The organism is Streptomyces sp. NPDC007991, from assembly GCF_042958445.1.
Classification (GTDB): domain Bacteria; phylum Actinomycetota; class Actinomycetes; order Streptomycetales; family Streptomycetaceae; genus Streptomyces.
In genome coordinates this window covers 67,447-90,695 of sequence record NZ_JBIBJD010000003.1, presented here as the reverse complement: position 1 = coordinate 90,695, position 23,249 = coordinate 67,447, and the positions used below count along the sequence as shown (strand labels likewise).

Sequence of the window (23,249 nt, the reverse complement as noted above, 5' to 3'; positions counted from 1 at the left end):
GCGAACAGGAGACCTCGGTGCTCAAGTTGGCAACGATCGGCGTCTACGGCTTCGACGGCGATTCCTTCCTGGAACGACTACGGCAGGCCGACGTGCGCCTGCTGATCGACGTACGTCAGCGCCGCGGAGTGCGCGGACCCGACTACGCCTGGGCGAACTCACTCCGGCTGCAGGCGGCCCTCGCCGGGGCCCGGATCGCCTACCGGCACCACCGCGAACTCGCCCCGACCACCGAACTGCGTCACCTCCAGTACGCCGAGGACGACCGCCAGGGGGTCGGCAAGCGCTCCCGCCGCGAACTCGCCGCCGAGTACACCCGCCGCTACACGGCCGAGATCCTCGACCCGGCCGACCTCGATCCGCTCGTGGCGGCCCTGCCGAGCGACGGCATCGCGTCGCTGTTCTGCGTCGAGCGCGACCCCGAGGCGTGCCACCGGTCGCTGGTCGCCCAGCGGCTGGCCGAGGAACACCACATCACCATCGAGCACCTGAGGCCCCTGTGACCGATGACCTTCCCGGGCCCGGCACGCCGCGACCGAGGATCGCGGTGTTCGCCGGACCGACGGCGACGATCCTGAACACACCGGACCTGGTCACGTCGAACAAGGCCCGCGCACGCCACGGGCTGCCGCTGTGCCCCTCCCGGTTCGACACCCTGCGTCCCCAACGGCTCGCGGCGCCCGTGACGTTGTACGTCGAGGCGTTCAGCGCGCACCCGCTCGAACGGGACGCGGCCGGCCTGTACGCCCCGCCGGACGGCTGGCTCGACGAGGACGGCACGTTCCACGCCGAGCAGCCGTCCGACGACGCCACACCGGTGTACGTCGTCGAACTCGACCCCGCCGACGGTCTCTACCCCCTCCCCTACATGGGGAGGCAGGCGGACGGATCCGCGTGGGAGGAGACCTCGACCGCGCCGTACGCACCACCCGGAGCGGCCCGGCAGACGTTCTACCCCGACGCCCGCCGCCTCTACGAGGAGATCGAGCGGTTCGGCCTGGGCGACTACGGCACCCCCGTCGAGCTGGGGTCCGTCGCCGACTTCGAGTTCTTCCGCGCCGCTCCGTCCGGCGGGTACACCACGGGTCCCGAATCCGAGCGCCTCGGGCAGGACTTCTTCGTCTACTACCCGTACCACCTGCAGAGCGAGCCCGGTCTGGCGGACCTCGCCCGGGCGACCAACCAGGTCCAGTCCGTCCTGGCCACGGGCGAGTTCGCCGGCGTCCAGTGGCTCGAGGGGAGCCCGACGGTCGACGAGACCCTGTACTGGCTCGGGCTGCTGGTCGACACGAAGGTGCCGCTCGTCGGACACGCGGCGCAGCGCCGTCACCAGTCCCTGAGCGCGGACGGGGACCGCAACGTGGTGGACGGCGTGAAGTTCATCGCGTCCGGCGTCGCCCTGGACGAACGGGGCGAGGACCGCGTCGGTGCCTGCGTGATCGTCGACGAGCTCGTCTACTCGGCCCGGGACGTGACCAAGGTCGACGCCCGGCCGGGCGGCTACGAGGTCACCGGCGGCCACGGCGGAATAGTCGCCGACCTCGGCGGCTACGGCCCCCCGCAGCTCACCTACCTTCCCGCCCGCAAGCACACCCACCGCTCGGAAGTGCGCCTCACCGTGCTCCCCGAGCGGGTGGCCGGCGTCGCCGGGAGCCTGGGCTCGGGCGTGTTGTCGGTCGATGTCGGGACGAAGGACGCCGGGGGACTGGTCCCCACCGCCGTGCCGCACGTCTCGATCACCAAGTACAGCCGGTACGCGGCGACGGGAACCGGCACCGACGACCCGCCCGTCGACGAGGAGGAGGTCGAGATCCTCGCCCGGATCGACGCCAACCTCGCAGGCGCGCCCCTGTCCGGTTTCGTGTGCGAAGGCATGTCGCCGTTCGGGATGGCCGACCCGACGAGGAACGCGGCGCTGAGCGTCGCCGTCTTCGCCGGCATGCCCGTGGTCCGCACGGGCCGCGGCAACACCGGAGGCATGGCGTACCGCACCGACCCGACGTTCATCTCGGGCAACAACCTCACGGCCACCAAGGCGCGCTTCCTCCTCATGGCCGCACTGCTCAAGTTCGGTGCCCTGCCCCCAGCCGCGAACCCCTTCGCCCCGACCCCCGACGAGCGCGCGGCCACCGAGAAGGCGGTCGGCCAGTACCAGGCCCTGTTCGACACCCACTGACCCGGAAAACCCCTTCGAGAACGGAACCCATGGGTACGTACGAGTACGTGGTGGCCGACGTCTTCACCGACGTCCCGCTGGAAGGAAACCCGACCGCGGTCTTCCTGGACGCCTCCGGCCTCTCCGCCGCACGCATGCAGCAGATCGCGCGGGAGATGCACCTGTCCGAGACCGTCTTCGTCCTCCCCGCGCAGGACGGCGGGGACGTGCGGGTCCGCATCTTCACCCCGGTGAACGAGCTGCCGTTCGCCGGGCACCCCACCCTGGGCACGGCCGTGGTGCTCGGCGAGTCGCACGAGGCGAAGGAACTCCTCATGGAGACCGCCAAGGGCACCGTGGCGTTCGAACTGGAGCGTGACGACGACGGCCGGACCGTCGCCGCCGGCATGTGGCAGCCCCTCCCGACGTGGGAGCCCTACGACCGCGCGGACGAACTGGTCACCGGTCTCGACCTGGCGGCCACCGGCAGCACGCTCCCGGTCGAGGTCTACGACAACGGGCCCCGGCACGTGTTCGTCGGCCTGGACAGCGTGGCCGCGCTCTCCGCCCTGGAGCCGGACCAGAGGGTGCTCGCGAGGCTGCCCGACATGGCCGCCAACTGCTTCGCGGGCTCGGGGACCCGGTGGCGGCTGCGCATGTTCTCCCCCGCCTACGGCGTGGTCGAGGACGCGGCCACCGGCTCGGCCGCCGGCTCCCTCCCCGTACACTTGGCCCGGCACGGACTGATCCCGTTCGGGGAGTGGATCGAGATCCGCCAAGGGGTGGAGATGGGGCGCCCTTCGACGATGCGCGCTCGCGCGACGGGGACGCCGGAACGGATCGATTCGGTCCAGGTGGCGGGGTCCGCCGTGGCCGTCGCCCGTGGAACGCTGTACGCGTAGCCGCCGAGATCGTATGAGTGACCTGTCTGCAGAGGAAGGGCCGCCGCGCGTGTCCATGGCCGCCGAGGACGACGGGCTGTTCGCGTTACCCACGTCGTCCGACGACACCCCGCCCGCCGAGCCCGTACCAGCCGGCGCACCGCTGGCGGTACGGATGCGACCGCGCACGCTCGCCGAGGTGGTCGGCCAGGCGCACCTGCTGCGGCCCGGCGCGCCGCTGCGGCGGCTGGCGGAGGGCGGGGAGGCGGCGTCGGTGCTGCTCTACGGTCCGCCCGGCACCGGCAAGACGACCCTCGCGCGGCTGCTCGCCGATGCGGCCCCCCGGCACTTCGTCGCCCTCTCGGCGCTGTCCAGCGGGGTGAAGGAACTGCGCGACGTGATGAACGACGCGCGCCACCGCCGCGACCGGCAGAAACGGCAGACCGTGCTGTTCATCGACGAGGTGCACCGTTTCTCCAAGACCCAGCAGGACGCGCTCCTCGGCGCCGTGGAGGACAGGCTGGTGCTGCTCGTCGCGGCGACCACCGAGAACCCGTCGTTCTCGGTCGTGGCCCCGCTGCTCTCCCGCCTGCTGGTGCTGCAACTCCAGTCCCTGAGCGAGGACGAGGTGCGCGCGTTGCTGCGCCGCGCCGTGCGGGACGAGCGCGGCCTCGGCGGTGCGGTCACGCTGTCCGCCGAGGCCGAGGACGCCCTCGTACGCCTCGCGGCCGGCGACGCCCGCAGTGCGCTGACCGCCCTGGAGGCGAGCGCCGACGGGGTGACCGGCACCGGCGGCACGGTGGTCGACGTATCCGCGGTGGAGCGGGCGGTCGCCCAGACGACCGTCCGCTACGACCGGCAGGGCGACCAGCACCACGATGTCGTCAGCGCGTTCATCAAGTCGATCCGCGGCTCGGACCCCGACGCCGCGCTGCACTACCTGGCCCGCATGCTCGTGGCCGGGGAGGACCCGCGGTTCATCGCGCGGCGGCTGGTGGTGCACGCCAGTGAGGATGTCGGGCTGGCCGACCCCACGGCACTGCAGGCGGCCGTCGCGGCGGCGCAGACGGTCCAGCTCATCGGCATGCCCGAGGCCCGCCTCGCCCTGGCGCAGGCCACCGTGCACCTGGCCACGGCGCCGAAGTCGAACGCGGTGATCGTCGGGATCGACGAGGCCATGGCCGACGTCCGGGCGGGCGCCGTCGGCGAGATCCCCGCCCATCTGCGCTACGGCCGCTACACCGGCGCCAGGGAACTGGGCAACGCGATCGGCTACCGCTACCCCCACAGGCTCCCCGAGGGAGTCCTGGAGCAGCAGTACCCGCCGGACGACCTGGTGGGCACGGACTATTACCGCCCCACGCAGCACGGCGGGGAGCGCGTCCTGCACGAGCGCCTCATCAGGCTCCGCCGTGCCGTCCGCGGCGAGGAGGGATAGCAGCCGCCGCCCGTGCCGGCTCACGGGCACGGGCAGCGGAGGAGACGGGGTCACATCACGCGACAGCGGTGCCCTCGAGCTCGACCATCTGGCCGGGGATCGCCAGGCGCGTCACACCGAGCATGGTGGTGGCCGGCGCGACCTGGGCGGCGCCGAGCCGGCCCGCCAGCACACCGTAGTGCTGGAAGAGCAGGTCGACGTCGGTCGTGTAGACGTTGAGCCGGACGAGGTTGGAGAGGGACATGCCGGCCTCGGCGAGCACCGCCTCGATGTTGTCGATGCTCAGCGCCAGCTGCGCCGCCATGTCACCATCGTGCTCGGGCTTGCCTTCCTTGCTCATCGCGGTCTGGCCCGAGATGTACAGGGTCCGCGAGTGCCCGGAGACGACCTCACCCTGGTTGAAGCCCATCTCGACCGACCACGACACCGGGTTGACCGCGTTACGTTCCATTGCCGACTCGCTCCATCCGCTGGGTTCACTGAGTACGTACGTCAACAACTCGGCACCCGCCGGGCGTTGTCGTCGCACAAAGGAGCCTTCCAGCAATACGTGACATCCTCGGTCATGTATTTCGTTAGAGTTTTCGCATGCGCGCCGACCGGTTGGTTTCCCTGGTGCTCCTGCTGCGCCAGCGCGGTCGGATGACCGCGGAGACACTGGCTCGTGAGCTGGAGGTGTCCACCCGCACGGTGCTGCGCGACATCGACGCGCTGTCCGCGGCCGGCGTCCCGGTGTACGCCGAGCGCGGCCGGCACGGCGGTTTCGCGCTGTTGCCCGACTTCCAGACGGCGCTCACCGGACTGAATCACGACGAGGCGCTCGCCCTGCTCGTGGCCGGATCGCGGCGCGGCGCACAGCTGTTCGGCCTCGGTTCGGCGCTCGCCTCGGCCATGCTCAAGGTGGTCGACGCGTTGCCCGAGGGGCTTCGGGACACGGCGGCCGATGCGGCGCGGCGATTACTCATCGACCCGGAGACCGACATCCTCTCGCGCCGCACGGCCACCGAGGAGATGCCCGACGCCATCGTGGCCGAGGTCCGGCGCGCGGTGTTCGCCGGACACAGGTTGCGCATCCACTACGCGGCGGTGGGCCAGGCCCCGAAGTGGCGCACGGTGGACCCGATCGGCCTGGTCACCGTGCGCGAGCAGGGTTACCTGCTGGCCAAGAGGGCCGGCGAGGACCGCACCTACCGGCTGTCCCGGGTGCTGGCCGCCGAGGAACTCGACGAACCCGCGCAGCGACCGGAAACCGTCGACCTGGACCGGGCCTGGCAGGAACGCAACGCGCGGTTCCGGACCGGCGGTGACAAGGTCGCCGTGCTGGTGCGGGTGAATCCGGCCCGGCGGGAGCACCTGGTCGGCACCGCCCTGGCGGTCTGCGCCGAGGAAGCCCACGCGGACGGCTGGCTGCGGCTGAACGTGATCTTCCAGGATTCGCGCCATGCCGAATGGGCCCTGTGGCAGCACGCCATCGACGCCGAGGTCCTGGCCCCGCAGTGGCTGCGCACCTCCCTGTGCGACCGCGCCGCCGCGGTCGCCGCCCGCTATGGTCCGCCGTCCCGGGCGGACCGGTGCCCCGTTGCGGACTGACCCCGCTGTTCCGCGGCAACCGGCGACCTCGAAAGCGTCCCGTCAGCCCCTGGCGAGCAGTTCGAGCGTGTCGATCACGCGGTTGGAGAAGCCCCACTCGTTGTCGTACCACGCGACCACCTTGACGTGGCGGCCGTCGACGCGGGTGAGGGCCGAGTCGAAGATCGACGAAGCGGGATCGCCCGTGATGTCGGACGACACGAGCGGGTCCTCCGAGTACTCCAGGATGCCGGCCAGCGGCCCCTGGGCCGCGGCGCGGTACGCCGCCAGCACGTCGTCGCGCGTCACCTCGCGGGCGACGGTCGTGTTCAGTTCGACGATCGAGCCCACCGGCACCGGGACGCGGATCGAGTCGCCCGACAGCTTGCCGTCGAGGTTCGGCAGCACCAGGCCGATCGCCTTGGCGGCGCCGGTCGTGGTCGGCACGATGTTGACGCCGGCGGCCCGGGCGCGCCGGGCGTCGCGGTGCGGACCGTCCTGGAGGTTCTGCTCCTGCGTGTAGGCGTGCACCGTCGTCATGAACCCGTGCTCGATACCGGCGAGGTCGTCGAGCACCTTGGCCAGCGGCGCGAGCGCGTTGGTGGTGCAGGAGGCGTTCGAGACGACCGTGTGCACGGCCGGGTCGTAGGCGTCGGTGTTGACGCCGAACGCGAGCGTGACGTCGGCGCCGTCCGACGGCGCGCTGACGAGTACCTTCTTCGCGCCCGCGTCGAGGTGGGCCCGGGCGGCCTTGGCCGAGGTGAAGCGGCCGGTGGCTTCCAGGACGATGTCGACGCCGAGTTCGGCCCACGGCAGCTGCGCCGGTTCGCGCTCGGCCAGCACCGTGATCCGGCGTCCGTCGACGACGAGGGCGTCCCCGTCCGCGGTCACCGGGCGCCCGAGCCGGCCGGCCGTGCTGTCGTAGGCGAGCAGCCGGGCGAGCGTGGCGGGCTCCGTCAGGTCGTTGACGGCGACGACCTCCAGGGCGCTGTCGCGCTCCAGCAGGGCGCGCAGCACATTGCGCCCGATGCGGCCGAATCCATTGATGGCGATACGAGTCATGAGTGATGTCCCTTCCCTCCCCACCAGGCTCGCCCGCGGCCGGCGCCGCGGACAGTGGCGGGATCGCCACGGTTCAAAAGGATCCCGCCACACGGTGCCCGGGCGGGTCACTCGCCCCGGGTGAAGGTGCGCCGGTACTCGCTCGGTGTGGTGCCGAGGATGCGCTGGAAGTGCAGCCGCAGGTTGGCGCCGGTGCCGAGCCCGACGTCGGTGGCGATCTGCTCGACGCCGCGCTGCGAGCGCTCCAGCAGTTCGCGGGCCAGGTCGATGCGGGCGCGCATCACCCACTGCATCGGCGTGTAGCCGGTCTCCTCGACGAAGCGCCGGGAGAACGTGCGCGGCGAGACCCCCGCCTGCCGCGCCAGGATGTCGAGGGTGAGGGGCTCGCCGAGCCGGTGCAGCGCCCACTCGCGGGTGGCGGCGAACCGTTCGCCGAGCGGCTCGGGGACGCTGCGCGGCACGTACTGGGCCTGGCCGCCGCTGCGGTAGGGGGCCGCGACCAGACGCCGCGCCGCGTGGTTGGACGCGGCCACGCCGAGGTCGCCGCGCAGGATGTGCAGGCACAGGTCGATGCCGGAGGCGGCGCCGGCCGAGGTGAGCACGCTGCCCTCGTCGACGAACAGCACGTTCTCGTCGACCTTGACGAGCGGATGCCTGACCATGAGAGCCCGCGTGTAGTGCCAGTGGGTCGTGGCGCGCCTGCCGTCGAGCAGGCCCGTGGCGGCGAGCGCGAACGCGCCCGTCGAGATGGCGGCGAGCCGCGCGCCCCGGTCGTGGGCGGCGATCAGTGCCTCGACGACGGCCTGCGGCGGGTCCTCGCGGTCCGGGAACCGGTAGCCGGGGACGAAGACGATGTCGGCCCAGGCGAGCGCGTCGAGGCCGTGGGCGACGGAGTACGCGAGGCCGTCGCCGCCGGTCACGAGACCGGGTGTCGCCCCGCACACCCGCACCTCGTACGGCATGCTCGCGCGGGTCGTGAACACCTGCGCGGGAATCCCGACATCGAGCGGCTTCGCACCCTCCAGGACGAGGACGGCGACGCGATGCAGGCGGGGTGCGGGCACGGGAAGAGGTTACGTGGGTGCGCCCCGGGCAGGCCCGTCAGCCGCTAGCGTGGGGCCGCATGATCGTATGGATCAACGGAACCCACGGCGCGGGCAAGACGACGACCAGCGCGCTCGTGCAGCGGCTGCTCCCGGATGCGCGGGTGTTCGACGCGGAGAAGGTCGGCGAGACGCTCATGGACATCAAGCCGGGGCTGCCCGAGACGGACAACTTCCAGCACTGGCCGCCGTGGCGGCCGCTCGTGGTCGAGACCGCCCGCCGCGTCCTCGACTACACCGGCGGCACCCTGGTGATACCCATGACGGTCCTGGTCGAGCGGTACTGGCGGGAGATCAGTACGGGCCTGGCCGAACACGCCATCCCGGTACGGCACTTCGTCCTCCACGCCGACCAGGACACCCTCCGCGCACGCATCGCGGGCGACACCGTCGTCGGCCCCAACTCTTCGTTCCGTCTCCAGTACCTGGAGCCCTACGCCGAGGCGGCCCGCACCTGGCTGCACGCCGAGGCGGAGATCGTCGACACCACGCACCTCACACCCGCCGAGGCCGCCCAGCGGATCGCGGAGGCCGTCAAGAACTGAGCTCCGCCCGACCCACGCCGGGCCCCTCAGCCTCCGACGATGCAGCACGGGTGCCCCGCCGGATCCATGAGCACGCGCCATCTGCCCTCGTCCGGCTGCCACTCGGACCGACCCACTCCCAGCCCCAGCAGCCGCGCCTCGGCCTCCTCCGGTAGCCGTCGACCCGCTGAAAGCCGAGGGAGAGCCCCTCCCCACCGCCAAGTGAGGCGAACTCGGCGTTCGACCTCGGGCAGCCGCGATCCGAAGACACTACTCAACCCGGTTACATAGCACTGTCGGGCAACTCGTCCTTCAGCCATTTCTCCAGCAATCACGACGCAGAAGCCACGCCGACCAGGCAATAAGACACCGCCTTGACAGGTGTTTCATCGCGGGCTCATGCTGGTGTTTCCCGATCGATAGGAGGCACCGTGCACGATCATGACGAGTACCTGTACTTCCTTCGCCGCGCCTTCGACGGGATGCTCGGCGCGCTGGAAGAACTGGGTGACGACCTCGGCAACACCGCGCCGCCCCTGCCGGGCGCCAACTCCCCGTACGCCATCGCGCACCACTGCACGGCGGTGGCCGACTACTGGCTGGGGCACGTGATCGCGGGGCGCCGTGTCGACCGCGACCGGCCCTCCGAGTTCACGGCGAAGGGGGACGTGCGGCGCCTGCGGAGGGAGGTCGACGCTCTCTTCACGCGTCTGGAAGCAGACCTGCGCCAGGCGCTGCCGTCACAGCCGCCGCGCAACACGCCACCTGCCGACTTCGAGGGCCCTGATCGTCCGCTGAGCGTGCGGGGCGTCCAGCTTCACGTACTGGAGGAACTGGCCCAGCATCACGGACAGGTTCAGATCACCCGCGATCTGCTGCGGGCCGGGGCACCGGCATGAAGCCCGCGCCGACTCGGGGAATTCCCGGCTTCGATGACCTCGACCCCGGCTGGCTGCGCGCTCGCGGCAGCGTGAAATGGCACCGTTCGCAGGAGGACGTCCTGCCGGCGTGGGTGGCCGACATGGACTTCCCCACCCCGCCGCCGGTGGTGGCCGCGCTGCACGAGGCCGTCGACCGCCGCGATCTCGGTTATCCGGACTGGCCAGACGGCAGTCCGCTGCGTACGGCCTTCGCCAAGCGGATGGCCGAGCGCTATGGATGGACCGCGCCGGCCCACCGGGTGCGTGAGCAGACCGACCTGATCCAGTGTCTGCAACTCGTCCTTCACCTCGCGACGTCGGACGGGGACGCGGTGGCGGTGCAGGTTCCCAACTACCCGCCGTTCCTGGCGACGTTGCGGACGATGAACCGGCGAATCGTGCCCGTCCCGATGGAGGACACCGATGACGGCTGGCGCATGGACTTCGCCGCCCTGGACACCGCGGTGAAGCGGTCCGGCTGCACGGCACTTGTCCTGGTCAATCCGCACAACCCCACCGGCCGAGTGCTGACGCACGACGAACTCGGCGAGTTCGCGGCCATCGCGCGACGCCACGATCTGCTCGTCGTCAGCGACGAGATCCACGCCGAGCTGACCTACGCCCCCCACCGGCACATCCCCTTCGCGAGTCTGTCCGGCGACGCCGCGCGCCGCACGGTGACCCTGACCTCCGCGACCAAGGCGTTCAACCTGGCGGCCATCCGCTGTGCCGTCACGCACTATGGCCCGGACCGCCTCCTCGCGCTGCGGGATGCCCAGCCGCCCGACCTGTACGGCACCGTCTCACCGCTCGGTGTGGTCGCCACCCTGGCCGCGTGGGAGCACGGCGACGCCTGGCAGCGCGATCTTCTGACCGTGCTGAGCCGCAATCGCCGGCGCGTCCGCGACGTGGTACGTGACCGGCTCCCGTCCGTCCGCCACCACCTGCCCGAGGCCACGTACCTGGCATGGCTGGACACCCGGCCGCTCGGCCTGGGCGAACCACCGGTGGAGAAGGTGCTCGGCGACGGCCGGGTCCTGCTCGACGGCGGCCTCCCCTTCGGTCCCGGCGCCGAGGGGTTTGTGCGGCTGAACTTCGCCACCTCGCACCAGGTGCTGGACGAGATCCTGGGCCGGGTCGCCGACGCACTGGGCGAGCGGGAGGGGTGACGGCGGTGCCGGACACCACCTGGCAGCATGGCCGTGTGGATGATTTCGTCTTCGTCAGCGGGCGGCTCTGCCTGGACCTCGCGGGCACCCTGCTGTGGCGGCGGAGCCGGCGTATCGAACTGCTGCGTTCCCCTGACGACCTGCGGCGCTGGATCCACCAGGCCGGACTTCTCGACACGCCCGGCCGGCTGGACGCACGCGCCCTGACGAGAATGTGCCGTCTGAGGGAAGCCGTGTACACGCTGGTTGGCGCGTGGCCCCTGACGGCGGCCGCGGACAGCGAGGCGCGGGAAGCCCTCGCCGAGGTGAACGAGGCGGCGCGGTTGCCGCTGCCGAGGCTCCAACTCGACGAGGACGGTCACCTGACGCGTACCGGAGGCGTCGACGAGGTGCTCGGCGCGGTGGCCCGGGACGCGGTGGATCTGCTGGGCGGCGCCGACTTCGCCCGCGTGCGGGAGTGCCTCAACGAGGAGTGCACCCGGCTGTTCGTGGACCTGTCGCGGTCCGCCAACCGGCGCTGGTGCGGCATGGCCGAGTGCGGGAACCGGCACAAGGTGGCCAACTACCGCAAGCGGCGCCAGCAGGCGGCACACTGACCGCTTCCCGGCGTCGCATGCCGCCAGGTGGGAGCCCTGCCGTACCGGTGGCCGCGGCTCCGAACCCGCCGTGCTTCGCACGGGGCGAGACGACCGCCGCCGACAGGAGGGTGTGGCCGCACGGCGGTCAGCGACGCGCCCGCCCCCGCTACCGCGGCTTGTACGCCAGGAACGTGCCGGTCTGCCGCTTGGTCCCCTCCTCCGGCTCCTGCACCACACGCGTCGTGACGACCAGCCCGGCCCGGTGGAGCAGTTCCGCGATCCGGTCCGGCGGCAGCAGGTACGACTCGTAGGACACCGGGTGGTCGCCGTAGGCGTGCGAGGGGCGCAGGTGCTCGCCGCCGCCCACCGGGCCGGCCAGCATCAGCCGGCCGCCGGGCGCGAGGGTGCGGTGGAACTCGGCGAACACGGCCGGCAGCCACTGCGGCGGGGTGTGGTGGGTGGAGTAGTACGCCAGGATGCCGCCGAGTTCGCCGCTGCCGGTCTCCAGCGCGGTCATCGAGCCGACGGTGAACCGCAGATCCGGGTATGCCGCCCGGGCCAGTCCGACCATCTCCGGCGACACGTCCACGCCGAACACCGGCACGCCCAGCGCGGCCAGATGTGCCGTCACCTTGCCCGGCCCGCAGCCCAGGTCGGCCACCGGCCCGGGGTGTGGCGGCCGGACGAGCTCGGCGAAGGCGGCCAGCATCGCGCGCGACACCGGGTCCAGCTCGGCCGGCTCCTTGACGAGCCGGGCGTAGTCGGCGGCGACGGTGTCGTAGGACTCTCGGACGGCGGTGAGGTGGGACGGCTCGGTCATGCCGTGAAGGTAGACGACGGGGCTGACAGAGCCGGGCTGTCACGCCGGGGTGGTAGCTGCCGGTCCCCCGCCCGTACTCCCCCGCCACAACGCCGACGCCCGTACTCCGACACCAGTACGCCGGTTTACTCCCGCCGTCGGACGCCACCGCCACCCCCGCCCGGCACGGTGGCAGCGTGAAGCCGAAGCAGAAGTCCCACCCGATTCCGAAACTCGGCCGCCCGGCGCGCCGGGCCGTTCTCGTCGTCCACGTCATCGCCTCCGCGGCCTGGCTCGGGCTCACGCTCGGGCTGCTCGCGCTCGGGAGCACCGCGGCCACCACCGGGTCCGCCGTGACCGTGGAGTCGTCCGTGCGGGCCATGAAGCTCTTCGCCGACTGGCTCCTGCTCCCCGTCGCGTTCCTCACGCTGCTCACCGGACTGGTGCTGTCCCTGGGCACGCCGTGGGGACTCGCCCGGCACCGCTGGGTCTGCACGAAGTTCTGGCTCACCCTCGCCACGACCACCGCCACGGTGTTCGCCCTGCGCCCCGCGGTGAACTCGGCGGTCACCGCCGTCGCCGCGGGCGGGCCCCTGCCCGATGCCGGTGACGTGCTGTTCGGGCCGGTCGTCTCGCTGTGCGCCTACGTCTTCATGACGGTGATCTCCGTCCTGAAGCCCTGGGGCCCGACCAGGCGCGGCAGGAGGCTGCGGGCACCCGCCCGACGCGCCCTCCAGGACGCCTGAGGCAGCACACGGCTTCCATAACGGCACTCGAATTTGCCTAATAGCTTTAGGCAAATGCACACTACCTTCTGGCAGAAGGGAGTGGCCGTATGGCACGCGTAGGACTGACACCGGAACGCCTGACACAGGCGGGTGCCGAGCTGGCCGACGAGGTCGGCTTTGATCAGGTGACCGTCTCGGCGCTCGCCCGCCGGTTCGACGTCAAGGTCGCGAGTCTGTACTCGCACGTGAAGAACTCCCAGGACCTCAGGACCCGGATCGCCCTGCTCGCGCTCACGGAACTCGCCGACCGGGCCGCCGACGCCCTGGCCGGGCGGGCCGGCAAGGAAGCCCTGGCCGCCCTGGGAGACGTCTACCGCGACTACGCCCGGGAACACCCCGGCCGTTACGCCGCCGCCCAGCTGCGGCTCGACCCGCAGACGGCGGCGGCGAGCGCGGGCGTCCGGCACGCGCAGATGACCCGGGCGCTGCTGCGCGGCTACGACCTGACGGAACCGGACCAGACCCACGCGGTCCGGCTGCTCGGCAGCGTCTTCCACGGCTACGTCAGCCTGGAGATGGGCGGCGGGTTCAGCCACAGCGCTCCCGACACCGACGTCACCTGGGCCCGGATCCTCGACGCCCTCGACACGCTGCTGCGGAACTGGCCCGCACCGGAACGCGCTCATACGCACTCAACCAGCAGCAGCTCACCCGCACCCCCCACCGACCCCCGAGGCTGACACCCATGCACACCGAGCACGACTGGATCACCACGCCCCTCACGGCGGACCTGCTGCGCGGCGCCCTCGACCTGGAGCGCACCGAGCACGGGCTGCTCCCGCACCGGCTGCCCGCCCGGGCCCGCGCGCAGAACACCAACGCCCAGCTGGCCATGGCCGAGGCCCAGCCGTCCGGTGTCCGGCTGGCGTTCCGTACCGCGGCGACCGCCGTCGAGCTGGACACGCTGCGCACCAAGCGCGACTACGCCGGCTTCCCGCCCCGCCCGGACGGCCTGTACGACCTGCTCGTCGACGGCCGCCCGGCCGGCCAGGCCGCGGGAACGGGCGGCAACGTCCTCACGATCGACATGGCCACCTGGGACGGCGAGGTCACGCCGGGCCCGGTCGGCACCGTCCGCTTCACCGGCCTGCCCGCACGGGAGAAGGACGTCGAGATCTGGCTGCCGCACAACGAGACCACCGCGCTCGTCGCCCTGCGCACCGACGCTCCCGTCGAGCCCGTGCCGGACCGGGGCCGCCGGGTGTGGCTGCACCACGGCAGTTCGATCAGCCACGGCTCCGACGCCGCGAGCCCGACCGCCATCTGGCCCGCGATCGCCGCGTCGCTCGGCGGTGTGGAACTGGTCAACCTCGGTCTGGGCGGCAGCGCAATGCTCGACCCGTTCACCGCGCGCGCCATGCGGGACACCCCGGCCGACCTGATCAGCGTGAAGATCGGCATCAACATCGTCAACGCGGACGCGATGCGGCTGCGCGCGTTCGGTCCGGCGGTGCACGGTTTCCTCGACACGATCCGCGACGGGCACCCCGACGCCCCGCTGCTGGTCGTCTCCTCGATCCACTGCGCCATCCACGAGACCACGCCCGGACCCACGGCCCCGGACGTCAGCGCGCTCGGCGAGGGCCGGCTGCGGTTCGCCGCGATGGGCGACCCGGCGGAGGTGCCCGCCGGGAAGCTGACGCTCGGCGTCATCCGGGAGGAACTGTCCCGCATCGTCCGGCAGCGCGCCGCCGCCGACCCGAACCTCCACTACCTCGACGGCCTCGACCTCTACGGCGCCTCCGACGCGGCGCGGCTCCCCCTCCCCGACGAGGTGCACCCGGACGCCGCCACCCACCGCCACATCGGCGAACGCTTCCACGCACGGGCCTTCACCGGAAGCGGCCCCTTCGCCCCGGCCTCATGACCGCATGACCTCGCGCGACGGCGTCCACACCCTGGGGACGCCGTCGCGGCCGGCAGGTCAGAACGGCAACGGCCGCGCCCGCACCACCTCCAGCCGTGACACCGCCCGCGTCAGCACCACGTAGAGCCGGTGCAGTCCCCGGTCCTCCGCCTCGGCGATCGCCGCCGGCTCGACGGCCACGACGTGGTCGTACTCCAGCCCCTTGACCACGCTCGCCGGTACCAGGGACACCCTCGCGCCGAGTTCCCCGGGGCCCGCCGCGTCGATTCCGGCCGCGTCCAGGGCCACTCGGATGCCGGGCACGTCCGCGTCCGCCGCGACGACCCCGACCGAGCCCTCCCGCCCCAGTGCGTCCCGTACCGCCTCCACGACCGCGCCCGGCACGCCGGCCGCGTCGGTCTCGCGCGTCCGCAGCTCCCCGTCCCCGCGCAGCGAACGGGCCGCCGGTACGTCCACGTCCAGCCGCTCCAGCAGCCGGTTGGCGAGGGCGACGACCGCGCGCGGCACGCGGAAGCCGGTGGTCAGCTCGACCACGGCCGCGTCCGGTTTCCCCAGGTGCGCCAGGACGGCCTGCCACGACCGCGCCGCCCACGGTGTCGTCCCCTGCGCCAGGTCGCCCAGGACCGTCAGCGAGCCGAAGGGCGCCCGGCGGGCGATGGCCCGGCACTCCATCGGGGACAGGTCCTGCGCCTCGTCGACGACCACATGCCCGTACCCCTCCGGGTGCTCGATCAGCCCGGCGACCTCGTCGAGGAGCACCAGGTCGGCGGCCGACCAGCGGGCCGACTTCCACGACCGGGGCGGCTTGCGCCACAGCAGCGCCCGCTGCTCGGCCGGGTCCAGCAGCCCGTCGGCGGCCTCCGCGAGCGCCCCGGCGTCGCCGAGCAGTCCGGCCACGACCTCGTCGGGCCGCACCCGGGGCCAGACGGCGTCGACGTACGCGGACACGGGCCGGGCCCGCTCGATCCGGCGCACCCAGGCGTTGGGGGGCGGCCCGGCCCGCCGTTCGGCCTGCTCGCGCAGGCACCGCGTGATCCGTGCCCGCACCCGCTCCCGCCCGACCCCGTACGGCGGTTCCTCCCGCCGCACGTCCGCCACGATCCCTTCCAGCGTCGGCGCCGGCACCCGCCAGCGGTACGACCCGTCCGGCACGGCGAGGGAGCCGGCGCCCTCGGCGCGCACCCGCGTGTACAGCGCCCGCCGCAGCACCTCGGCCATCCGGGCGTCGTGCTTGACGACGGCGGCCGCCGGCTCGTCGACACCCCGGACCGGATGCCGCGCGATCTCCTCGGCCGGCGTCGACTGCCGAACGCCCGTCTCGCCGAGGGACGGCAGGACCTCCGCGATGTACGACAGGAAGGTGCGGTTGGGCCCGAGGATCAGCAGACCGCCACGCCGGATGCGCTGCGGGTGCGTGTAGAGCAGGTAGGCGGCCCGGTGCAGCCCGACGGCCGTCTTGCCGGTGCCGGGCGCCCCCTGCACGCACACCGACACCGCCAGGTCCCCGCGGACGAGGTCGTCCTGCTCGGGCTGGATGGTCGCGGCGATGTCCCGCATGGGCCCGACGCGCGGCCGTTCGATCTCCCGCGCGACGATCTCGCTGGTCCGCGTCTCGCCCTGCCCCAGGTGCTCGTCCTCCAGGCCGGTGAGGTCGCCGGAGTCGCCCCGGCTGCCGGGCGCCCACCCGAACCGGCGGCGCACGGCGACGCCCTGCGGGTCGCGGGCCGAGGCCTGGTAGAAGGCGCGTGAGACGGGCGCACGCCAGTCGACGACGAGGGGCGGCTCGGCCGGATGCTCGGAGATCCGCAGGCGCCCGATGTGCAACTGCCCGTCCTCCCCCTGCAAGGCCCCGAAGAACAAGGGCCCCTCGGGCAGCTCACGCAGCGCCTTGGCCTGGCTGCGCAGCCGGTACCCGAGCACCTCGGCATCGGCGCCGGACGCGGACACGTCCTCCCCGATGACGACCTGCTCGTCGGCGCCCTCGACCATCGCGGCGAGGGCGGCCCGGCAGCGCTCGTGATGGACGCGCTCACGGTCGAGGACTTGCTGAAGGGCAGGCTCGGTCGACGTCATTCCACAGAGCGTACAAGGAAAACGCAACCAAGTTAAATTTATTACTTGGTATCACTTTGGATGCCGGGCGGCAGCCCCGCCGCCAGCCACCCGAAGGCCCGCTCCGCCGCCGCCACCGCGTCCGCCCGTACGTCCGCCATCGACTCCCCCGCCGCGATCCGCCGCCAGTTCTCCATCGCGAGGATCCGCCGCACGGCCATGATCTGCCCGGCCGCGAGCCGCGCGTCCAGATCACCGCCGAGCGCCTCGGCGAGCGCGGCCTCGGAGCGCTCCTGGTGCGTGTGCGCCCGGGCGACCAGGGAGGGCGTCCCGTAGAGCAGCCGGTGGAAGGCGAGCACCCGGGGATCGTCGTTGAGCCCGGTCACGGGATCGCACCGCTGAAGCCCCTCCAGGAAGTGCCGCCGCAGCGCCTCCACGGGCTCCCCCTCGGCCTGTGCCACCACCCGCGCGGCCTCGCCCTCGTGGTCGGCGATCCGGTGCAGCACCAGATCCTCCTTCGCGGGGAAGTACCGGAACAGCGTCGGCTTGGAGATCTCGGCCGCCGCCGCCACCTCGGCGACGGACACCGCGTCGAACCCCTTCTCCAGGAAGAGCCGGATCGCGATGTCCGACACGACCTGGTACATCCGCTGCTTCTTGCGCTCCCGCAGCCCGATCTCACTCATGCGGCGAGCCTACGCAGTACCGGGCCGCGGGAGTCCGTGTCAGGGCGTGTGCCAGCGGACCAGCGCGGCCATGATCTGCGAGCGGCTCGGCACCTGCGCCAGGCCGAGCGGGCGTGCGGCGGCGGTGAGGATCTTCTGGAGCCTGCCGGCGGCCACGGGCAGGGCCACCCAGTTGAAGGCCGCGTCCTCGCGCAGGGACAGCGACACCCGGATGACGTCGGTGAAGACCGACTGCGCCCGCTTGAAGTCGAGGATCAGCGGCAGGTCCCGCTCCCACCCGGCCGAGCTGCCCGGCCGGATCCCCTCGACCAGGTCGCACCACTCACGGATCATCCGGCTCTCCTGATCGCCCGGGTAGCGCATCAGGTAGAGGTGGGTGGCCAGGTCGTAGAGCGGATCGCCCAGCATCGCCAGCTCCCAGTCGATGGCCCAGAGCCGGCCGTCGGGGTCGAGGACGAAGTTCTCCCGGTGCAGATCCGCGTGCAGGAGACAGAAGGGGCGCTCCTTCAGCCCCAGGACGTGCTTGCGGAGCAGGGTGAACGATTCCTCCGAGATACCGAGCGCGTGGAACAGGCCGGCGAACTCCGTGCGGTTCTTCCGGTAGACCTGATCCTCGACGAAGACGATCAGACGCTCCAGAAAACCGTCGCTGTCCCCCTCCTCGGCGCGGTCGCGGTCCGAACAGCGCCGCTCCACCCGCAGCATGTCCGGCGTGACCCGCACCATCTCCCGGAAGAGATCGACGATCTGGTCGAACACCGCGTCGGGCACGCGCCGCCCCGGCCGCCGCTGCTCACCGAGCGTCCGCCCCTCGATGAAGCCCTGGAACCCCATACCGGCGACATCGACGATGCCGGGGACGCGGCTGATGTGCTCCTGGAGGGCGCGCAGCAGCGCCTCCTCCGACCTGAAGCACCTCCGGTCGAACCACAGGATCTCGGAGCGCGGCTCACGTACCTTGACGGTCCGTGTCCCGCCGGGCAGCGCGAGGACGTAGGTCTCGTGGTGGTACCCCTTGAGCGGCCCCGTGACCAGGCTCGGGTCGCCGCTCAACTCGACTGCTCGCTGCCGAGCACCGGAGACCGATGGGGGTGTCATTGGGTGGTTCAGCCTGCCCCGGTGGTGCGGATGGTGTAAGGGGGAAGGCACGTTACTCCACCGGACGCCGTGATCAGGGGAGAACCGGGGTATCGATCCGAACTCCCCCCTCCCAGGTGAACCGGCGTCCCTGAGCGATACTGCCTAGCCGCGCAGCAAGGCCAGCACGGGCTCCAGGGATTCGATCACGGCCCCGGCTCCCGCCTCCTTGAGGATCTTGGCCTTGCGGGGGTTGCTCGCGTACCCGAGGAACGGCACCCCGGCCCGGGCGGCGGCCTCGTGGTCCGGGGGCGTGTCGCCGATCATCAGGGCGTCGCCAGGGGCCGCGCCCATGGCGTTCAGCGCCCGGTTGAGGCAGTGGGGATCCGGCTTCAGGTGGTGGAGTTCCTGGGTGCGGCCGTAGATGTGCGGGGCGAAGCAGCCGGCGATGCCCCGGCCTTCGAGGTACGTGCGGACCACCCGCGGGGAGTTGTTGGTGGTGATCGCGAGGCCGGAGCCCACCGCGGACCAGGTGCGTATGAGCGGATCCGCGTACGGGGTCGGCATAGCCAAGGACGCGGCCCGCAGCTCCTCCTGGGTGAGGCGTTCCTCCAGCTCCGCGACGAGGTCGCTGCCGGGATGCCGGCGGTCCACGGCGCGCAGGACGACCTGCGGGTCGAGCGACTCGCGTTCCTTCTCCGTCAGCAGGCCGTGCAGCCCCCGGCCCTCCAGCCAGGCCACCAGGTCGCCCGCCACCCCGTCCGCCGAGTGCCGGGCGAACAGCCGGCAGATGGGACCGTCGAAGTCCCACAGCACGACACGGGCGCCTTTGATCAGAGTCGGAAGGTGGTACTGGTCGTTCTCGTTCTCGACTGTCGCCGAACCAGTCTGTGTCGTATCAGAAGTCACTAGGAGAGTGTCAGGTCCGTGGTGATGGTTTCCCAGAGGGCGTCGAACCACTTCTGGGATTCCTGGACGAACGCGGCGTCCCGCAGGCCCGCCCGTTTCACGAAGGAGAAGAGGAGCGACTGGGAGCCGAGGACGTCGTACATGTCCAGGGTCTGGCTGCCCCACTCCTCCGCGCGCCTGGTCAGCATGTAGTAGCCGATCAGCGCCTCCTCCTGGTTGAGCAGGTACAGCTTCACCGGCGGGGTGAAGGGCAGCGCGCGGAACGTGACGTGGACGTCGATGCCGTGCGTGGAGCGCAGGGCCAGCAGGTTGTGCTGGAGGACCTGCCCCTGGGCGTTGCGCATCGCCAGCCAGCGCTGGTGGACCGGATTGTCGTCGCCGTGCGCCTCCACGGGCACCGGGAAGGCCAGCTCGATGTCCCGGGAGGGGACCAGGATGCGGACGTCGATCGACTCGGGGTGGATACGGCCCTCGTGGATCAGGCGGAGCGGCTCGCCGATGGCGACCATCAGGGTCTCCGCGGTGTGGCAGACGACGTCGACGCGGACCCGGCGGGCCGAGAACGCCTCGGTGAGCCGCGGTGCCAGGCCCACCATCGTCGGCTGGGGCTCACCGCGGGCCGGGGCGGGCGCGGCGATCCGCGGCGGGCTGCCCTTGCTGACGTTGGTGAGGAGACCGTCCTCCTGGAGCGCTCGCAGGGCCTGACGCACGGCGCCGCGTTCCACGCCGAACTCCTCCGCCAGTTCGGCCTGGGTGGGCAGGCGGTCGCCCGGCTTGAGTTCACCGGCGCGGATACGTTCCCGCAGGATGTCGGCGATCCTCTGGGGCGAATGCCTGCTGCTGCCGTTCACTGCCACGCTCTCCTGGGTCACGACCAAACGCTACAACTCTGATCCATCTGGCGGGAGTTGTTTGAAAGTTGTTTATTACTAGTAGCCAAGTGGGGACAACTTAATCAGAGTTGGTTGCCAACTCGATTGAGTTGGCGGAAGTTTTGCTTCCGAAGGGGGAAACCAGATGCCCGCCCTCGCTCTCCTCTCCGCCGCCTTCGTCGTCGCCTTCGAGCAGCTCGTCCAGTGGAAGTACGGTCCGGCCGGAATCGTCGGGCTGATCCTTCTCAGCGTGGGCATCAAGGCCAAGAGCCCGGCGGTCAGCTCCGCCGGAGCGGTCGTGCTCGCCCTGCTGATGACGGGCCCCGTCCGCTGACGTCAGCTCGTCAGCACCAGCTCCGAACTGATCGTCTCCCACAGTGCGTTGAACCACAGGTGCGACTGCTCGACGAACGTCGTGTCGCGCAGGCCGGGCCCCTGCTGGAAGGAGAACAGCATCGACTGGGTGCCCTGGGCGTCGTACATCTCCAGGTGCTCGTGGTCGATCTCGGCCTCCCGGCGCATCAGCGTGTAGTACGCGAACAGCGCCTCGGTGTCGTTGAGCAGGTACAGCTTCACCGGCGGGGTGAAGGGCAGCGCGCGGAACGTGACGTGGACGTCGATGCCGTGCGTGGCGCGCAGGGCCAGCAGGTTGTGCTGGAGGACCTGCCCCTGGGCGTTGCGCATCGCCAGCCACCGCTCGTGCACCGAGTCGTCACCGTGCCCTCCGACCGGCACCGGGAAGGCGAGGTCGATGTCCCGGCTGGGCAGCAGGACCCGGACGTCGACCTTGGCCGGTTTCAGCCGTCCGGCGTGGATCTGCCGCAGGGGCTCACCGATGGCGAGCGTCAGGGAGATCGCGGTCAGGCACACGGCGTCGATCTCGACGTGCTCCGCCGCGAAGGCCGCCGCGATCCGGGGCGCGAGGGCCACCGTGGTGGGCAGGGGCGGGGCTTGCGGGCCGGTCAGCGCCCTGGCGGGCTCCGGGGCGACGGTCGCCGGGCTGCCCTTGGACACGTTGGTGAGCAGCCGCTCGGACTGGAGGATGCGCAGGGCCTGGCGGACGGCACCGCGCTCGACGCCGAACTCGTGGGCCAGCTGGGCCTGGGTGGGCATGCGTTCACCCGGCCGCAGTGCTCCTGACCTGATCCGGGCGCGCAGTTCGTCGGCCACCTCGTGATGTGTTCTCTGTGGCCGTTGCGACCTCTTCCGTCCAGTGACGGAGGCGTGTTCCGGGTCCACAACCAAACAGTACAACTTCCCGCCATCTTCCGGCAGTTCATCACCAGGTGGTTATGAGACGCTTCCAAGCGGAGATAAGTACAGAGAAGTTGGTCGCCAACTTGAGCGACATGGTCAGATCTTCAGGGGCTGGCCATCCATCATGGGGCTCCCTTCCGGAGGGGAGCCGGGAGCCCCGGACACCTCGCTACGGATGCGGGATCCCTGCCGCCGGCGAAAGGAGGGCGGCTCAGAACATGTCCGGGCACCAAGGCCGCCTGGACGTACGCAGCAGGGCGTCGGCCTTCCGGGCGGCGCCCGCTCGTTCTTCCCGGACCCGGCCGAGCGCCGCAAGACGCACCGCCGACTCGTCCCCGAGCCACAGCGCCGCCAACTCCCCCAGCCCCAGCGCGATGTCCGCGCTCCGGGTGGTCGGCGCACAGGACGCCCCGTCCGCCGAGGCCTGAAGCCGGTAGCGCCCACCGGTCAGTCCGTCCACGCCGGCGACCTCCAGCACCAGCGCCCCCTCCCCCTCGTACGTCCGCGCCTCAAGCGCCCGTACGACATCGAGGATCCGCACCCACAGCCAGTCCGCCAGCGAGGTGATCCTGGCCGCCCGCGGATCCGGCAGCAGGAACGGGAGCAGGTCGTCGGGCGCCCGCCAGCCGCTCTTGACCGTCACGACCCAGTCGATGGAGCACAGGTACTGCCACAGGGCGCGCTCCGCGGCCGGTGTCGCGCCGAGCAGCCACCTCACGGTGGCCGTGTTCAACGGCTGCTTGGCGTCACCCCAGTTGTCGTCGACGTCGTAGGCGGCCATGCCCTCGACCTCGCCGGACGCCGAGCGGTACACGGCGAAGAAGGGAAGCTTCCACGACGGGTCGAACCGCAGGGCACCGGTGCTGACCTTCCACCACACCTCGTCACGGGTGATGACACCGGGCCGGGTGCGGCGCAGCCGCTCGTGCAGCTCCGGGCCGAGCTTGCGGACGTCCTCGCCGTCCACCAGGTCGATCCGCCCGCCGTCCGCCGGGCTCGCCCAGCGGGCGTCGAGACCGGCGCGCGGCACGTCGACCGTCCACTCCGACGTCCAGGCCGCCGGCCCGAAGCCGTACCGGCCGTAGATCGGGTACTCGGCGGCGATCAGCGTCGCGACGACGTCCCCGCGCTCCTTCGCGGCCGCCAGGTCCCGCGCCATCATCCGGCTGAGCAGCCCGCGACGGCGGTGTGTGGCGGTGACGGTGACGCCCGAGACCGCGTCGGCCGGGACACTCGCCCCGCCCACGGCCGTGAGTTCCTGGTCGAAGGACCTGAAGGTCGCCACACACCGGCCACCGTCGAAGGCACCGAGGTAACGGCCGGGGACGAACTGCCGGCGACGATTCTCGATCTCCTCCTCGGTCGGCGCGGGCGCCCGCAGGAAGCCGGTGTTCACGGCACGCAGCCAGTCGGCGAACTCGGCTTCGGCGATCGGGCGTACGTCGATGCCGTCGGCGCGGGGAGCGGTGGTCATGGCATCACGCTAGGCGGGGGGCCGGTCGGTGTCGCGTCAATATCCGACCGGCCCTCGCGGGGCCGCTGA

General features: G+C 71.7%; 24 protein-coding genes and 1 pseudogene. 13 read left to right on the top strand and 12 right to left on the bottom strand.

Going from position 1 to position 23,249, the window contains the following annotated elements:
* The first annotated feature begins 17 nt into the window (after positions 1 to 17).
* From ACFZDA_RS08840 to ACFZDA_RS08825, 4 genes are read left to right on the top strand one after another with little or no spacing between them, the layout of a single operon-like run.
* Positions 18 to 503: a DUF488 family protein gene (locus tag ACFZDA_RS08840; RefSeq protein ID WP_391077104.1), complete on the top strand. Its 486-nt coding sequence runs from the start codon at positions 18 to 20 to the stop codon at positions 501 to 503.
* On the top strand, positions 500 to 2,176 hold the full coding sequence (locus tag ACFZDA_RS08835; RefSeq protein ID WP_391077102.1) for an asparaginase domain-containing protein: 1,677 nt from the start codon (positions 500 to 502) through the stop codon (positions 2,174 to 2,176). Before ACFZDA_RS08840 ends, ACFZDA_RS08835 begins: the two co-directional genes overlap by 4 nt.
* Positions 2,177 to 2,205: 29 nt before the next feature.
* Positions 2,206 to 3,057, top strand: coding sequence for a PhzF family phenazine biosynthesis isomerase (locus ACFZDA_RS08830; protein WP_391077099.1), 852 nt, complete (start codon positions 2,206 to 2,208; stop codon positions 3,055 to 3,057).
* A gap of 13 nt (positions 3,058 to 3,070) precedes the next feature.
* Positions 3,071 to 4,474 (top strand): AAA family ATPase, encoded by a 1,404-nt coding sequence (locus tag ACFZDA_RS08825; RefSeq protein ID WP_391077096.1) that lies wholly within the window; start codon positions 3,071 to 3,073, stop codon positions 4,472 to 4,474.
* A gap of 55 nt (positions 4,475 to 4,529) precedes the next feature.
* Here the strand turns inward: ACFZDA_RS08825 and ACFZDA_RS08820 are convergent, their stop codons facing one another.
* A complete protein-coding gene (locus ACFZDA_RS08820; RefSeq protein WP_391077093.1) occupies positions 4,530 to 4,925 on the bottom strand; it encodes a Rid family hydrolase in 396 nt (131 codons plus the stop codon).
* Positions 4,926 to 5,062: 137 nt separating this feature from the next.
* On the opposite strand from ACFZDA_RS08820, the gene ACFZDA_RS08815 reads away from it, so the two are divergent.
* Positions 5,063 to 6,064: a WYL domain-containing protein gene (locus tag ACFZDA_RS08815; protein WP_391077091.1), complete on the top strand. Its 1,002-nt coding sequence runs from the start codon at positions 5,063 to 5,065 to the stop codon at positions 6,062 to 6,064.
* 42 nt (positions 6,065 to 6,106) lie between these two features.
* Here ACFZDA_RS08815 and gap read toward each other — a convergent pair whose 3' ends face one another.
* Positions 6,107 to 7,105, bottom strand: coding sequence for a type I glyceraldehyde-3-phosphate dehydrogenase (gene gap / locus ACFZDA_RS08810; protein ID WP_391077088.1), 999 nt, complete (start codon positions 7,103 to 7,105; stop codon positions 6,107 to 6,109).
* Between the two features lie 107 nt (positions 7,106 to 7,212).
* Positions 7,213 to 8,169, bottom strand: coding sequence for a helix-turn-helix domain-containing protein (locus ACFZDA_RS08805; protein ID WP_391077085.1), 957 nt, complete (start codon positions 8,167 to 8,169; stop codon positions 7,213 to 7,215).
* 59 nt (positions 8,170 to 8,228) lie between these two features.
* Here ACFZDA_RS08805 and ACFZDA_RS08800 point away from each other — a divergent pair, with 59 nt between their 5' ends.
* Positions 8,229 to 8,753, top strand: a complete 525-nt coding sequence (locus tag ACFZDA_RS08800) for an AAA family ATPase (RefSeq protein WP_391077082.1) — start codon at positions 8,229 to 8,231, stop codon at positions 8,751 to 8,753.
* A 26-nt stretch (positions 8,754 to 8,779) separates the two neighbouring features.
* On the opposite strand, the pseudogene ACFZDA_RS08795 reads toward ACFZDA_RS08800, so the two are convergent.
* A pseudogene (locus ACFZDA_RS08795) lies at positions 8,780 to 8,982 on the bottom strand (VOC family protein); the annotation flags it as partial.
* Positions 8,983 to 9,163: 181 nt separating this feature from the next.
* Between ACFZDA_RS08795 and ACFZDA_RS08790 the strand changes: the two are divergent.
* The 3 genes from ACFZDA_RS08790 to ACFZDA_RS08780 are packed head-to-tail and all read left to right on the top strand — an operon-like array spanning position 9,164 to position 11,417.
* Positions 9,164 to 9,631, top strand: a complete 468-nt coding sequence (locus ACFZDA_RS08790; protein ID WP_391077079.1) for a DUF664 domain-containing protein — start codon at positions 9,164 to 9,166, stop codon at positions 9,629 to 9,631.
* Positions 9,628 to 10,821 (top strand): aminotransferase class I/II-fold pyridoxal phosphate-dependent enzyme, encoded by a 1,194-nt coding sequence (locus tag ACFZDA_RS08785; protein ID WP_391077076.1) that lies wholly within the window; start codon positions 9,628 to 9,630, stop codon positions 10,819 to 10,821. The genes ACFZDA_RS08790 and ACFZDA_RS08785 overlap by 4 nt, the downstream gene beginning before the upstream one ends.
* 35 nt (positions 10,822 to 10,856) lie before the next feature.
* On the top strand, positions 10,857 to 11,417 hold the full coding sequence (locus ACFZDA_RS08780) for an ABATE domain-containing protein (protein WP_391077073.1): 561 nt from the start codon (positions 10,857 to 10,859) through the stop codon (positions 11,415 to 11,417).
* A 148-nt stretch (positions 11,418 to 11,565) separates the two neighbouring features.
* Here the strand turns inward: ACFZDA_RS08780 and ACFZDA_RS08775 are convergent, their stop codons facing one another.
* On the bottom strand, positions 11,566 to 12,219 hold the full coding sequence (locus ACFZDA_RS08775) for a methyltransferase domain-containing protein (protein WP_391077071.1): 654 nt from the start codon (positions 12,217 to 12,219) through the stop codon (positions 11,566 to 11,568).
* 176 nt (positions 12,220 to 12,395) lie between these two features.
* On the opposite strand from ACFZDA_RS08775, the gene ACFZDA_RS08770 reads away from it, so the two are divergent.
* The 3 genes from ACFZDA_RS08770 (at position 12,396) to ACFZDA_RS08760 (ending at position 14,853) form a co-directional block, all read left to right on the top strand.
* Entirely contained in the window at positions 12,396 to 12,944 is a 549-nt protein-coding gene (locus ACFZDA_RS08770; RefSeq protein WP_391077068.1) for a DUF2269 family protein, read from the top strand.
* An 89-nt stretch (positions 12,945 to 13,033) separates the two neighbouring features.
* Positions 13,034 to 13,666, top strand: a complete 633-nt coding sequence (locus tag ACFZDA_RS08765; RefSeq protein WP_391077065.1) for a WHG domain-containing protein — start codon at positions 13,034 to 13,036, stop codon at positions 13,664 to 13,666.
* A 5-nt stretch (positions 13,667 to 13,671) separates the two neighbouring features.
* Positions 13,672 to 14,853, top strand: a complete 1,182-nt coding sequence (locus ACFZDA_RS08760) for a GDSL-type esterase/lipase family protein (RefSeq protein ID WP_391077062.1) — start codon at positions 13,672 to 13,674, stop codon at positions 14,851 to 14,853.
* A gap of 57 nt (positions 14,854 to 14,910) precedes the next feature.
* Here ACFZDA_RS08760 and ACFZDA_RS08755 read toward each other — a convergent pair whose 3' ends face one another.
* The 5 genes from ACFZDA_RS08755 to ACFZDA_RS08735 form a co-directional block, all read right to left on the bottom strand.
* Entirely contained in the window at positions 14,911 to 16,926 is a 2,016-nt protein-coding gene (locus ACFZDA_RS08755) for a HelD family protein (protein ID WP_391077058.1), read from the bottom strand.
* Positions 16,927 to 16,967: 41 nt separating this feature from the next.
* A complete protein-coding gene (locus ACFZDA_RS08750; RefSeq protein ID WP_391077056.1) occupies positions 16,968 to 17,591 on the bottom strand; it encodes a TetR family transcriptional regulator in 624 nt (207 codons plus the stop codon).
* 39 nt (positions 17,592 to 17,630) lie between these two features.
* Positions 17,631 to 18,689 (bottom strand): phosphotransferase, encoded by a 1,059-nt coding sequence (locus tag ACFZDA_RS08745; protein WP_391077053.1) that lies wholly within the window; start codon positions 18,687 to 18,689, stop codon positions 17,631 to 17,633.
* A 144-nt stretch (positions 18,690 to 18,833) separates the two neighbouring features.
* Entirely contained in the window at positions 18,834 to 19,577 is a 744-nt protein-coding gene (locus ACFZDA_RS08740; RefSeq protein ID WP_391077051.1) for an HAD family hydrolase, read from the bottom strand.
* On the bottom strand, positions 19,577 to 20,455 hold the full coding sequence (locus tag ACFZDA_RS08735; protein WP_391077048.1) for a GntR family transcriptional regulator: 879 nt from the start codon (positions 20,453 to 20,455) through the stop codon (positions 19,577 to 19,579). Before ACFZDA_RS08735 ends, ACFZDA_RS08740 begins: the two co-directional genes overlap by 1 nt.
* A 139-nt stretch (positions 20,456 to 20,594) precedes the next feature.
* On the opposite strand from ACFZDA_RS08735, the gene ACFZDA_RS08730 reads away from it, so the two are divergent.
* Complete coding sequence (locus ACFZDA_RS08730) at positions 20,595 to 20,783, top strand: hypothetical protein (RefSeq protein WP_391077047.1); 189 nt, start codon at positions 20,595 to 20,597, stop codon at positions 20,781 to 20,783.
* A gap of 2 nt (positions 20,784 to 20,785) precedes the next feature.
* Here the strand turns inward: ACFZDA_RS08730 and ACFZDA_RS08725 are convergent, their stop codons facing one another.
* Together ACFZDA_RS08725 and ACFZDA_RS08720 are read right to left on the bottom strand one after the other, a co-directional pair.
* On the bottom strand, positions 20,786 to 21,694 hold the full coding sequence (locus ACFZDA_RS08725) for a GntR family transcriptional regulator (RefSeq protein WP_391077044.1): 909 nt from the start codon (positions 21,692 to 21,694) through the stop codon (positions 20,786 to 20,788).
* A gap of 223 nt (positions 21,695 to 21,917) precedes the next feature.
* On the bottom strand, positions 21,918 to 23,180 hold the full coding sequence (locus ACFZDA_RS08720) for a GNAT family N-acetyltransferase (RefSeq protein ID WP_391077041.1): 1,263 nt from the start codon (positions 23,178 to 23,180) through the stop codon (positions 21,918 to 21,920).
* Positions 23,181 to 23,249: the final 69 nt, after the last annotated feature.

Coding starts and splice junctions, on each gene's coding strand:
- ACFZDA_RS08830 (WP_391077099.1), top strand. CDS start 2,206: ATGGGTACGTACGAGTACGTGGTGGCCGACGTCTTCACCGACGTCCCG.
- ACFZDA_RS08825 (WP_391077096.1), top strand. CDS start 3,071: ATGAGTGACCTGTCTGCAGAGGAAGGGCCGCCGCGCGTGTCCATGGCC.
- ACFZDA_RS08820 (WP_391077093.1), bottom strand. CDS start 4,925: ATGGAACGTAACGCGGTCAACCCGGTGTCGTGGTCGGTCGAGATGGGC.
- ACFZDA_RS08815 (WP_391077091.1), top strand. CDS start 5,063: ATGCGCGCCGACCGGTTGGTTTCCCTGGTGCTCCTGCTGCGCCAGCGC.
- gap (WP_391077088.1), bottom strand. CDS start 7,105: ATGACTCGTATCGCCATCAATGGATTCGGCCGCATCGGGCGCAATGTG.
- ACFZDA_RS08800 (WP_391077082.1), top strand. CDS start 8,229: ATGATCGTATGGATCAACGGAACCCACGGCGCGGGCAAGACGACGACC.
- ACFZDA_RS08785 (WP_391077076.1), top strand. CDS start 9,628: ATGAAGCCCGCGCCGACTCGGGGAATTCCCGGCTTCGATGACCTCGAC.
- ACFZDA_RS08775 (WP_391077071.1), bottom strand. CDS start 12,219: ATGACCGAGCCGTCCCACCTCACCGCCGTCCGAGAGTCCTACGACACC.
- ACFZDA_RS08765 (WP_391077065.1), top strand. CDS start 13,034: ATGGCACGCGTAGGACTGACACCGGAACGCCTGACACAGGCGGGTGCC.
- ACFZDA_RS08760 (WP_391077062.1), top strand. CDS start 13,672: ATGCACACCGAGCACGACTGGATCACCACGCCCCTCACGGCGGACCTG.
- ACFZDA_RS08755 (WP_391077058.1), bottom strand. CDS start 16,926: ATGACGTCGACCGAGCCTGCCCTTCAGCAAGTCCTCGACCGTGAGCGC.
- ACFZDA_RS08750 (WP_391077056.1), bottom strand. CDS start 17,591: ATGAGTGAGATCGGGCTGCGGGAGCGCAAGAAGCAGCGGATGTACCAG.
- ACFZDA_RS08745 (WP_391077053.1), bottom strand. CDS start 18,689: ATGACACCCCCATCGGTCTCCGGTGCTCGGCAGCGAGCAGTCGAGTTG.
- ACFZDA_RS08730 (WP_391077047.1), top strand. CDS start 20,595: ATGCCCGCCCTCGCTCTCCTCTCCGCCGCCTTCGTCGTCGCCTTCGAG.
- ACFZDA_RS08720 (WP_391077041.1), bottom strand. CDS start 23,180: ATGACCACCGCTCCCCGCGCCGACGGCATCGACGTACGCCCGATCGCC.